General features: G+C 64.8%; 6 protein-coding genes. All 6 read right to left on the reverse strand.

Annotated elements, in window-relative coordinates; translation table 11 throughout:
• Window positions 1-5 precede the first annotated feature (5 nt).
• The 6 genes from IHE49_RS07600 to IHE49_RS07625 all read right to left on the reverse strand — a co-directional run bounded on the left by IHE49_RS07600 (window position 6) and on the right by IHE49_RS07625 (window position 12,119).
• A complete protein-coding gene (locus IHE49_RS07600) occupies window positions 6-1,226 on the reverse strand; it encodes an FN3 domain-containing metallophosphoesterase family protein (protein WP_192156473.1) in 1,221 nt (406 codons plus the stop codon).
• Window positions 1,227-1,232: 6 nt separating this feature from the next.
• Window positions 1,233-2,984 (reverse strand): alpha-L-fucosidase, encoded by a 1,752-nt coding sequence (locus IHE49_RS07605; RefSeq protein ID WP_192156475.1) that lies wholly within the window; start codon window positions 2,982-2,984, stop codon window positions 1,233-1,235.
• A 781-nt stretch (window positions 2,985-3,765) separates the two neighbouring features.
• Window positions 3,766-5,217 (reverse strand): hypothetical protein, encoded by a 1,452-nt coding sequence (locus tag IHE49_RS07610; RefSeq protein WP_192156477.1) that lies wholly within the window; start codon window positions 5,215-5,217, stop codon window positions 3,766-3,768.
• A 159-nt stretch (window positions 5,218-5,376) separates the two neighbouring features.
• Window positions 5,377-7,596, reverse strand: coding sequence for a glycoside hydrolase family 3 C-terminal domain-containing protein (locus IHE49_RS07615; RefSeq protein WP_192156479.1), 2,220 nt, complete (start codon window positions 7,594-7,596; stop codon window positions 5,377-5,379).
• Between the two features lie 116 nt (window positions 7,597-7,712).
• Complete coding sequence (locus tag IHE49_RS07620) at window positions 7,713-9,968, reverse strand: alpha-N-acetylglucosaminidase (protein WP_192156480.1); 2,256 nt, start codon at window positions 9,966-9,968, stop codon at window positions 7,713-7,715.
• 87 nt (window positions 9,969-10,055) lie between these two features.
• Entirely contained in the window at window positions 10,056-12,119 is a 2,064-nt protein-coding gene (locus IHE49_RS07625; protein ID WP_192156481.1) for an enterotoxin, read from the reverse strand.
• Window positions 12,120-12,235 lie beyond the last annotated feature (116 nt).

Raw genomic sequence — 12,235 nt, forward strand, 5'->3', positions numbered from 1 at the left:
AGTGTTTATTTGGTCTTGCGCGCCAGCGTGAACGCGTCGATCAACTTGCCGTTGCTGTCGGTCACCCTGACCTTCAGCGCGGTGTCGGTGGCCTCCACCCATGCCACCTGGTCCTGCCCAACGACAAGGATGGGGAAGTCGTTGCCCTGCTCGCCTGGCTTGATGTGCTTGAAATAGTGCAGGTGACCGGCAATGAACAGGTCGACGTGCGCCTGGTTGGCCAGTTGCGTCCACTTCGCGTTGTCGCCGCCAGTCCAGCCCCAGTCCGGCTGGTGGCCGAGCACCACGGTGAACGGCGCGCTGCGTGTGCGTGCTTCGGCCAGCGCCGCGCCGAAGCGGACCAGCCCTTCGTGGCGGTAGTCGCGCAGGTCGTTGAGGCCGGCGTAGACGTTGGTGTCGTCGGGCTTGTCCTCGCCGGTGTCCACCGCGATCAGGTGCAGTGGGCCGTCGTCGCGGACGTAGTCGTAGCGGCCGTTCTGTGCGTGCAGGTACGGACCCAGCTCACGCGCGAACGAGCCGCGGTATTCGTGGTTGCCGTGCACGTAGAGCAGCGGCGTGCTGCCGCCGAGATCCTCCGCGGTGGGCGAAAGGAACACGTCCTTGAGCTGCTGTTCGCTCGCCGCCCAGTTCACCGTGTCACCCAGGTGCGCCACGAAGTCCTCGGGCGTCTTGCGGATCTCGCCGAGCAGGGTGTGGATGCGCGAGACCTTCTCGTGCGTGTCGGTGATCACCGCGAAGCGCGCACTGGCATGCGACGGATCGAGCGTGGTGAAGTGCAGCGTCTCACCCTGCACGGTGTTGCCGCGCTCGGGCCAGTAGGGCTTGACCGCCACCACGCGACGCGAGGCCACCTGGTACTGGTAGCTGTGGCCCGGTTCGAGGCCGGCTATCACCACGCGATGAAATGCGCCGACATCAAGCAGACCGTCGTGTGCGGCCACCGCGGTATGGTCCAGCGCGTGCTCCCCATAGCGCACGCTGCCGTCGGCGTCGCTGTCGGTCATCCACTCCACCACCACCGACGAGCCGGAGACGTCGAGCAGCAATGGCGGCATGGTGATCGCCGGCGTGCTGTTCCACACCTTGTAGGGCGCATCCGCCTCGTCATCGTGTGAGAGCTGGGCCTGCTTCGTGACGGCCAGTGCGGGCAAAACCAGCAACAGGCCGGCCAGGACGAAGCCGATGCCTGCCCGGCGGAATGGTCTCGGCGAACGTGCATGGGGCATCGATCTTCATCCTCCGTGTTGCGGCGTGGATGGATTCGTGAGCGGCGCAAGCTCCACCGCCTCGATGGCCGCCGGCAGCTTGTCGCCCTTGTGGAAGGGCGCCACCGGGGTCAGCTCGACCTGCATCGCATACGGGAAAGCATGCAGGTCGCGGCTCACACGCAGGCTGGCGGTGCCCTTGCCTGCCGGCAGCGCCAGCGTGCGGGGATGGCCGTCCACCCAGACATCCAATTGCGCCGGCGCATGCGCGTCGCGGTAATGCACGGTCAGCACGTAATCGCCCGCACCGGCCTGCGCATGCCAGCGCAACTTGTAGAGGGTGGATGGATCGTCGTAGCCGTAGCCGTTGTAGTTGAGGAAATGTTCGGCCTGCGCGGCCGCAAGATCCACGCGCCCATCCGCGCCCGGCGTCACGGTATCGGGCCGCACATGCAGGGCACCAGCCAGCGGAATCGCCACCACCGGCATGTAGCCCGCCTCGGCCAGGCCGTTCACTTTCACGCTCGCATCCGCCGCATCGACCGCGACGCTACCAACGCTCGCCTGCGTATCGCCCAGCACGTGCCCTTGCCCGAAACGGGTATCGACCACGCCGGGCAGATGCAGCACACCATCCACCGGCGGCTTCTCCACGAACAGGTACAACGTGTCGGCGCCCAGCGTGGCGTAGCCGAAATCCAGCTTCTTGAACGGCGAGGCATGCGTGCCGTAGACCGCCTCGCCGCGCGGCTTGAGCCACGCGCCGATGCCGCGCAGCACGTCGGCCTCGTAAGGCACCACCGAGCCATCGCCCTCCGGGCCGATGTTGAGGATGTAGTTGCCACCGCCGCTGACCACGCGCACCAGCCGCGCGATGTTCTCGCGCACCTTGCCCGGCAGGTCGTCGCGCACCTGCCAGGAGCGGTAACCCCAGGTTTCCGGGAATATCGACGCCGGTGATTGCCAGGGCTTTTCCATGCCCTCGCCCGGCTCGCTGTTGTCGCCCATCACGCTGAAGTCGCCCTGATGGTTCCAGACGCGGCCGGACACCATGGTCTGCGGCTGCAGCACGTGCACGGTGCGCGCGAAGCGCGCGCTCTGCGCCGGCGTGGGCCTGCCCATGTCGAACCACACTTCGCTGATCGGGCCGTAATGGCTCATCAGCTCGCGGATCTGCGCCACGTTGAAGTCGGCCTGCGCGGGCGTGATCGGGTTGTCGTTGTCAGGCAGGTACTGGCCGTGCATCCAGTGCCAGTCGATGGTGGAGTAGTAGACGCCGAACGGCATGTGCGCCCGCGTGCAGGCATCGGCCAGCTCCTTCACCACGTCGCGCTTGTACGGCGTGGCATCGACGATGTCGTAGTCGTCCTGCGCGGTGTGGAACATCGCGAAGCCGTCGTGGTGCTTGGCGGTGATCACGATGAACTTCATGCCCGCCGCCTTGGCCAGCGCGACGATGGCGTCCGGGTCGAACTTCTCCGGATCGAAACGCTTGGCCAGCGCCTCGTACTGGGCTATCGGCACCGGTGCGAAGGACTGGATCTGCTCGCTGTAGCCATTCGTGATCTTGCGGCCATCCCATACGCCGCCCAGTTCCGAGTACAGGCCGAAGTGGATGAACAGGCCGAACTTGCGCGCCTGCCAGGCTTGCACGGTGGCGGCGCTGGGACGTGGGCCGGGCAGCGGCAGTGGCTGGTCGCTGAGGGTGGTGGCGACCGTGGTCATCGGGAGCAGACAGGTCAGCGCCAGTGTCAGCGTCGTTCGCATGATGGTTTTCATCGGTCACTCCTTGAATTTTCTTCCGTCGCAATCGACGGGGCCCTTGCCTCCCGTCCGAGGAGAGGGACGGAGTGAGGGTTGGTTGCTCGCGACAACCTTTCACTTCCGCGGCCTGGCTCGCCTGCGGCGGCCTTTCGATCGCCTGCCGACGCTCGAGCCACCTTTCTTTGCTGGCCCAAAGAAAGGTGACCCAAAGAAATGGCCTTGCTTAATCCGCCGGAATTACAAGCGGGCTGTTTCGAGGATGCTGGAACTACATCCCGCGACACGCCCATTGCCACCGCCATGCCGCGTCGTATCTGGGAGCTGAGGAACCGAATCTCGCGGCATCCCGCCTTTTCGCTTTGCTTCTGCGCTTTGCTTCTGCGCGCAGGAGCGCGCTGCTCTTCGGGGCCCCTATGCGACGGTGAGGCGTGGACGATCAGGCTGCGCAGCGGGCATCGCCATGGACGGCGATGCCTTTTCGACCGGACAGAATGCCCGGCCGAAAAGCCCGGCCACGCCTCACGCACTCGGAGGGCAGGATGCCCGGAGAGCGCCGCATCGGGGTGGCCTCTCTTTTGGTTACTTTTCTCTGGCCACGCAGAGAAAAGTAACTCGGGTCGCGGCAGCGGCTCGAAACCGCTTCGTCGCTTGCGAGAAAACAGAAACAAAAACCCCTCTCCCCCAACCCCTCTCCTCGCTCCCCAAAGCTGGCGCCATCCATGGCGCCTCTCCGCATGCCCGCAAGCGGTAGAGGGGAGACAAGACCCGGTCTTGCGCAACCGAGCCACGGCGGTCATCACGCCCAGCGCACCCAGGCAGCGCTGGCTTTGGGCACCGCGATGCGGCACGCACCGCCAGCATCCGCCGACACATGGCCATCCGCCGCAAAACTCACGTCGCGTCGGCTGTCCAGTGCAGGCGCGCGCAGGCGCATCAATTCGCCCTTCGCGCCATGCGGCAAACCACTCAACGCTACCGAGGCATCGCGCTGCGCGTCCTTGTTGATCATCGCGACCAGCACCGCATCGCCCTGCTTCGCGGCGTAGGCCGTGAGGTTGGCGCCACCGGCATCGAGCTGGCCGGGCAGCATCTGCGCACCGGCGAAGCGCTGCGCCAGCGTGATGCCATGGAACAGCGGTCGCTGCTGGTAGCCCAGAGCGCGGCTGCCCGCGATGGCCGAGTAGCGCGAGGCCTGCGCATCACGCTGCGCCACGATGTCGCCGCCCGTGGGCGCCTTCGCCACGCGCCCCAGCGAGGTTTCCACCGAGAGCAGCGTACCGCCGTGGAAGTGCATGCCGGCCACGCCGCGCTGCGCCAGTGCCAACATGAAATCCGCTCCCCACAGCGCGGAAGCGAACACGTTGCTGGTGCCGTCGCGGCCTCCGTTGTAGTACGAGTTGCCTTCGGAGATGCGGAACGGCAACGCGTACTGGTCCGCCACGCGCATGATCTGCTCGACCTCACCGAAGAAACCGGGATCGCCGGCAAGCATGTCCGGGATCGAACCGTTCTCCGCCGCCTCGCGATAGTAGTGCCGGCTGAGGAAGACGTTCTCCCTGGCGTGGCGCTTCGCGTACTCGATCACCCAGTCGGTGTTCGCGCCGGTGTCCGGCCCGGCGATGGGCAGACCAGCAGCGTGCAGCACCTTGGCATAAGGTACCCACGCCGCATCGAACTCGGCGTAGTCGTGCTCGTAGTTGTTCGCCTCGTTGCCGATCTGGATCGACAGCAGTTGATCGCCCACGAGATGTTGCACGGTCTGCGCCAGGTCCAGCGCCATCTCCGGCGAACCAATGCGCAGGTTCACGCCGAACACCAGTTTCCAGCCGGTGGCGCGCACGAAGCCGGCCAGAGCTTCCAGGCCCTCGGGCTTGAGCACATGCGGCTGCAGCAGTTTGCCGTGTCTGCGCGGGACATAGGTCGGCATCTTGCCCTTGTAGCCGCCCCACACAGTGTCGTCGCTGGTGTTGCCGCCGATGCGCAGCACGCCGTGCGGGTTCATCTCGCGGAACAGGCGCACCAGGCCGTGGTTGTCCGCTGCGAAGAAGGTGGGATCGGAAAGTTCCAGCGTCTCGTAGCTGAGGCTGGCGAGGCTGGTGTCGACGCGCCGCCCCGAGCCAGTCATGTCCAACGCGAAGCTCGCCTGCGCCGCGGATCCCTCAGCCCCCCAGACCAGGCCATCGCAGGCGGCGGCCAGCGGCAGCAGCGCGGCGGCCTTGAGCAGGTTGCGGCGTGACTTGTTCACCATGATCTGCACACTCCTCAGTTTTTTTGCGATCGCGCTTGATCGCGTGGATCAAACAACGACCATCCGTGGCGCACTTCTCGAATCGTTGAGATCATCCTTGATCGCGAAGCTTGAATGGACGGCCATCCTTGGCCGCACTCTCAATGGAAGCGGCCGCGCTCATGGCGCGATGCTCGCCGCCTTCGTGCCGGTGGTTCCACGCAACGCGAGATCACGCGACGAATGGCCCACTTCGACCGTATAGCGGCCGGCATCGATGCGCCAGCGATTCGCGGCAACGTCGAACACTGCAAAAAGCCGCGGATCGATCGTCGCCGACACGACCGCCTGCTCACCCGGCTTCAGATCAACCTTGTCGAAGCCGGCCAGCCGCCTGGGCGCTTCACCATCGGCAGTCGGCATGTCGACGTAGACCTGGGGTGTATCCATGCCGGCGCGCGAGCCCATGTTGCGCACCACGAAACTCACCGTCACGCGCGGCCCCGTGCTCACCTTGAGATCCGAATAGACAAAGCGCGTGTACGAGAGGCCATAGCCGAAGGGAAACAGCGGCTCGAGTTTCTGTCGGTCGAACCACTTGTAACCGACCGCCGCTCCTTCGACGTCGTAGTCAACGGAAGCGCCTCCGGCAATGACCGGCCTCGGCAATTGCCGCTCGTCGCGCGGAAAAGTGATGGGCAAGCGACCGCTGGGATTCACGCGACCGCTCAAGACGTCTGCAATGGCCTCGCCGCCACGCGCACCCGGGTACCACGCTTCCAACACCGCCGCCACGTTCGGCAACCACGGCATGCGCACCGCGGTGCCGCTTTCCAGCACAACGACGGTATGCGGATTCGCCGCTGCCACCGCGGTGATCAGTGCATCCTGATGCCCAGGCAAAGACAAGTTTGGCAAGTCGATGCCCTCGGCCTCCCATTGCGTCGCGAACACGATGACCACATCGGCGGACTTCGCTAATGCTGTGGCGCGCGCGGGATCGTCGCCGTCGACGTAGTCGATGCGCGCCTTACGAAAACGCTGCTGCAGGGCCCGCAGCGGCGATGAAGGGTCGTACACGATCCATGGCGAGGCGCTGTCGTGCAGATCGGGATGCACCGGCTTGATCGCCGGGCCATGCACCGGCCACACCTGCGCGGAACCGCCGCCGGAAAGCACGCCCACATCGGCGTGGCCACCGATCACGGCGATGCGTTGCACATGGGCGTCCAGCGGCAATTGCGCGGCATCGTTCTTCAGCAATACCAGTGCTTGTTCCTCGGCGTCCTGCGACACCTTGGCATCGGCCTCGAAATCCACCGGCTTCGGCGGCGGCGCATCGAACAACCCATTCGCCAGCATCGAGCGCAGGATGCGCCGCGCCATGTCCTGCAGGCGGCTCACGGGAATCGTGTGGTCGGCGATGGCGCGCATCAGCGGCGCGCCGAAATTGCCCTTGCCATTGTCATCCCCGGTGAAATCCTCGCCCGAGACCTGATCCACCCCGGCCAGCGCGTCCGTCACGCCGTGGTCGCCGCCCCAGTCTGTCATCACCCAGCCCGGGTAGTGCCAGTCGCGCTTGAGCACGTCGTTGAGCAGGTGCGCGTTCGAACAGTCGTAGATGCCGTTGACCTTGTTGTAGCCGCACATCACCGCGCCAGGGTGGCCCTGCTCGATCGCCAGCTCGAATGCCAGCAGGTCGGACTCGCGCATCGCGCGCTCCCCGATGTCGGAACTGATCGCGAGGCGGTTCGTCTCCTGCGCATTGAGCGCGAAATGCTTGATGGTGGAGACGACGTGCCGGGACTGGATGCCACGGATCTCCGCGCCGTCCATGGTGCCGGCCAGCAGCGGATCCTCGCCGAAGTATTCGAAGGTGCGCCCGTTGCGCGGTTCGCGCGAAAGATTGATCCCGCCGGCCAGCAGCACGTTGATGCCTTGTGCACGAGCCTCGTCCGCAATCATCCTGCCGCCGGTCTCGGCCAAACGGGGATTCCATGTGGCGGCAAGTGCCAAGGTCGACGGCAGTGGCGTGGCATCGCCCGCATTGCCACGCACGCCGGTGGGCCAGCCGCGCGCGTCGAAACCCACCGGATAATTGTTCGGGCCAACGCCGGCATCGTTCTGCTGCTGCGCGGGGATACCGTAGGCTGGCAGCGCCGGCACGTAACCAGCCGCGCCGATGCTGCCGGGCGGCTGCTTCGCCGTGCCGCCCATGAAGTAGCTCTGCACCAGGCCATGCAGCGCTTCCGGCGGCATCTTCTGCACGATGCGCTCTGCGCGCGCATCCGCGTCCGTGGGCTGCGCCGCCTGCGCCAGCGACGGCATGGGCAGCCACGCCAGCACAAGCGCACCAACGCCGCACCGGAGCAGCGACCGTCGCAAGTGATGCACCGTCATGCAGGCGCTCCCATGCCGGCTCGGCACCTGCGCCATGAAAGGTGCCAGCGTGGCCGTGCTCGCGTGAAGGGGGAATACAGGCTCGACATGCCGCGCACACTCCGCATCAGGGAAGCCTATTCCGGCGTCTTATCGCGCAAATGGGCGAGGATATTTCCGGCAGCCTCCATGGGGTCCGGGAAGGGTTGCGGCTGATCCACGGCAGCCGAACGCACCCACTGCTTTTCCCACGCCCGGATGTCGTTGTGTGCTCCGGCAAGGTTTTCGAAGTACATGCGCCAGCGCGGTATGTAATAGCCGCCGATCAGACCCGACCACATCCTGCTCGAATAGTCGTCGATTTCCCCATTGCGGCCCCAGAGCGTGATGAGCATCTTTGCATCCCGCTCGTCATGGTCCTTTTCCGACGGGGTCGCCCCATAGGCCCTTGCCGAATCGGCCCAGTTCTTCAACTGCAGATTCGGATGGGAGGCGAGCAGCCTGTCGAGATCCCCGAGTATCGCGAACGCCCTGTCCGCGGAGGCTCTTCCACGGGAAAAATCATGCGCCTCGTAAAGTTTCGTCGCCTGCTTGATCAGCTGGTCGGCGCGGATTCCTGCCGCCATGGCAACGACTTCGATGGCATCGTCCCGATAGAGGGGATTTGCCTTCAATCGGCCTGACGCGGCCAGAAAATGCTCCGCCGCCTCGATCACCTTCTCATCCGGTCTGATGCTGGACCGACTGCTGCCAGGCTCGAGCTGCCAGATGAAACGCGGGTGGTCGACGAACGACCCGTAGCTGCTTTCGATCAGCAGGTGCCATGCCTTCGCGATGTCGTCGTCCTGGGCTCCGTAGCGCGCGAACGAGTAATTAGCGATCCAGGCATCGAGGTCGATCGGGCCCGACTGCCAGAACGTGTCCGAAATCAGCTCATAGATCGCTTCGTTGTTTTCGATGCCCTCGGGCGCCATGCCCAATCCAACGAGATTGCCGCGATTCTTCGATGCAAGCGCATCGCTGCCCGCATGAGCGTAGAAGTCGAGAACACCTGTGAACGCGGTCTTGCCTCCCATGTTCGGGATATAGCCGCCGATCCATTGCTTTCCCCAGAACCCGTCGTAGACATCGCGATCCATGCCGTTGCGCCAGAAGTTGGCGTTGTAATCCATGGCCTCGTCGAGGATGAGCATTTTGTCGTCGGGGACCTCGCTCAGGAGCGAGCGCAGCGAATCCTTCGTCCACACATCGCGCATGTAGCCGAACATCCAGCCTTGCATCACCCAGACCGCGTCGGGATCGCCATCGCGGATCGAACGGTAGATAGCTGCGCCGTAGCGCTTGAGCAGTGCATCCTTCGCAGCTTCCGTGCTGGCCGGTATATGCATTTCATTGAAGCTGTCCGAAAGAAAGAACCGGACCTTGCCGAATTCGGCTTCCCATTCCTTGATGGTCAACGATCCTATCTTGGAAAAGAGCGGGGAATCGGGCGGGAGAATGTGGTTCCGGTACTGCTTTGAAAACCCCGCCCATGCCATCGAGGACAGCTTTATCCCGGGATGCAGGCGCTCCAACTGCGTCGGAACAAAGCCAGCGAACCCTTGCGCGACCGGATACATCCCCAGCGCCCGTTCGCGGTCCAATATCTTGTGTTCCAGAGCAATCTGGCTCTCGTTCCAATCGGGAGCCAATGGGCCGTCGAGCCCGGCTATGTTTCCCATCCGCTCCCAGGGAAGGTACGCCGGCCCCGTGTAATAGGCATCGATTTCCTTCTGCGTCAATCCCAGCTTCTTCCAGACCCGCTCGCCGATGGCCTCGGTAGCGACGAGCGACAGCGGCATGTTGACCCCATGCAAGGCCATCCAGTCGATTTCCCGCTGCCAGCGATCCCAGGTCCAGTAGGGCATCGTGTAACCATAGGTCACGACGTTGAGATAGTAGCGATAGCGATACGGCGAGCTCTCGCGCTCGAGTGCTGCGTCCGGCCAGCCATGCGCGAGGTCGAGTCGATTCCCTGACCAGCTCGCGATGCCGAGATGATTGCGCTTGATGTACTGGTAGAACCCGCTGCATAACGCCACGGCGGATGACCCGTGCACCGTGAGGCGGCCTTTGGTCGCCTCATATTCGAAGACGTCGTTCTGATCCGCGCTCTTGATCAGGTCAAGCTGCACATTCCGCAATGCCTCCTGCCCGAACTCCCGCGCGATGACACCTTGCGCCTCGAGCACTGCTGCATCCTGTGCCGGAGCGAGTTTGGCTGCCGCACGAGGAACGTGATCGTCATTCCCTGCGGCTTCCCATGCGCGCGTAGGCGGCACGAAACCAAAGAACAGTGCACAGGCCAAGGCCAACGCCGGTGCCAAAGCGACGCCGGCAAAGCGATGCAGCATTGCAGATCGCGGATGTGTCGGCTGCTCATCACCTCCTCGCCCAGTCAGCAAATACCTTCGCTTTGGCTTGAGCATGGCTGGCGCCCTTCAATCCACGGATGCCGGCGTCAGTTCCAGCGTCAGCACCTCGAAGGGCGCCAGCGTGATCGTGCTTGCATGGTCGGCGTCCAGCGTCTTCGGCACGTCAGTGCCGCCGTTCTTCCACACGTCGTGCACGCTGAAGCGGCGCGCCACGCCCGGCGGCAGCTGCAACTGGCGCTGCAGGTCGACCACCGCGATCTGCGGCTTGTCGTCGGGATTGCGGAAGGTGACGATGGCCTTCTTCGGCGACCACGCGGCCCAGCCGTAGACGTCCAGGCGCCCCGGATCGCCGCCGATCCAGTGGTTATCGCGCAGCACGTCGGCGTTGGCGCGCGACCACTTCGCGCCGTCGGCCAGCGTGTCCCAGTCCTGCGGCGTGAGCAGCGAGGGCGTGATGTACATCTCCTGCAGCTCGGTGCCGGTGGCGAAGTAGGAACGCACCTCGTTGGCGAAGTCGTGGCCCGGGTCGGTGTTGAGGCGCGGGTTCTTCTGCGCGTAGATGATGCCGTGGAGCATCAGCGAGTCGATCGGGAACAGCGGGCCCTTCAGCACAATGTTCTGGTAGGTCTGCTGGTCGCGGTAGGTGATCCATTGCTCGCGCATCGTGCCCACGCCGGTGTACCAGTCGTCCTCGCCGTCGCGCCAGATGGTGTCGGCGTAGCGCAGCCAGAACGGCGAGGCCCAGGTGCCGGTGGTGAGGTTGATGAAGGTGTTCGGCTTGTCCTTGCGGATGTCGCTGATCAGCTGGATCGCCGCGGCGAAATCGCTGTCGAAGCGGCTGCCGGGGAACACGCTGCTGACGTTGCCGGTGCCGTCGAACTTGAACTGGTTGATGCCCTGCTTGTCGATCATGTCCATCACGACCTGATGGAAGCGCGGGTAGTAGGTTGGCCCGGACAGCGCGAGGCCGTCGTCGATGATCTCGTAGCCGGCTGCCTTGCCGTTCTTGATGCGTTCGTCGTGCGGCTTGCCGTAGCCGCCCCACGGCGACAGCCAGATGCCCGGCGCGGCGCCGTACTTCGCGGCGGCGTCGCGCAGCGGCACGAAGCCGTGCGGGAAATCCTTGCTGAAGTTCCAGGCGCCGCTGCGGTCGTCCCAGCCGTCGTCGAACAGGAAGGAGTCGAGCTTCACGCCGCGCTTCACGGCGAGTTCCTGGCCGAAGGTATTGATGCGATCCAGCGCCTCCGCCTCGGTGTACGGCGTGAAGTAGCCGATGTCGTACCAGGAGTTGTAGTGCAGGAAGGTGCGGTACGGGTGCGCGCGCTCGCGCTCGACGTAACTGTTGAAGTCGCGTCGTAGCTGGCCGTCGCGCACCACGCCGACCACCGCGGAGTAATCCACCGTCTTGCCCTTCTCCAGCGGCAGCGTGCGCGACAGCGTGAGCTTCGCCAGGTTGTGGTACGCCGTGCTGTCGGACAGCGGGTTTTCGAAGCCGAGGTAAACGTCACCGTCGACCACCGGCGAGCCGTTCACCGTGCCCACCACTTCAGGCGCTTCCACCTTCGACTGCAGCAGCGACACCTTGGCGATCTTCTCGTCCTGCTTCAGCGCGGTGATGCTCACCTCCTCGCGCAGGTAGGGCGAGCCGTCACGCTGTACGAGTTTCCAGTCCACGCGGAAACGGCCGCCCGCATCGCCGAAGCTGGCCTCCACCGCCTTGCCGGGAATGCGCGAGGAATAGCGCGAAGCCTGCACGTCCACCGGCAGCGCCACCACACGCGGCGCCGACAGCAGATCCATGTCGGAAGCCTTGATCGTGCTTCCGTCGGCCATTGCCAGCGCGAACGGCGCGGGTACCGCGAACGTGCGGTTGTGCACGCGGTCGGTCACCGTCAAGTCGACGAGATGCTTGCCATCCAGCTTCCAGTTCGCCTCGATCGCGGCATTGCCGAAGCTCTCCGCGCCCTGCCGGTCGGCAAACGCTGCAGCACCGGGTTCGAGCACCCGCTTGCCGGTGGCGACGCTGTCCTCGGCGTGTGCCGCGCCGAAACCTGTCAGCACGGCCAGCAGGCAGGAAGCCAGCACGCTCATGCGCGACGAACGAAGGGAATGCGGATGCGATGCTGCCATGGTTGCCTCTCGTGTTGGTCCATTGCCATCGACCGGGCCTTTGCGTGGAGAAACCGGTCGATGCGGCTCGAAGTAAAGCGCCGCCCGGTGTTGCCGGGCGGCGCGGGTTGTTGCAA

Origin of the sequence: Rhodanobacter sp. 7MK24 (assembly GCF_014842995.1) — a bacterium.
Taxonomy (GTDB): Bacteria; Pseudomonadota; Gammaproteobacteria; order Xanthomonadales; family Rhodanobacteraceae; genus Rhodanobacter_A.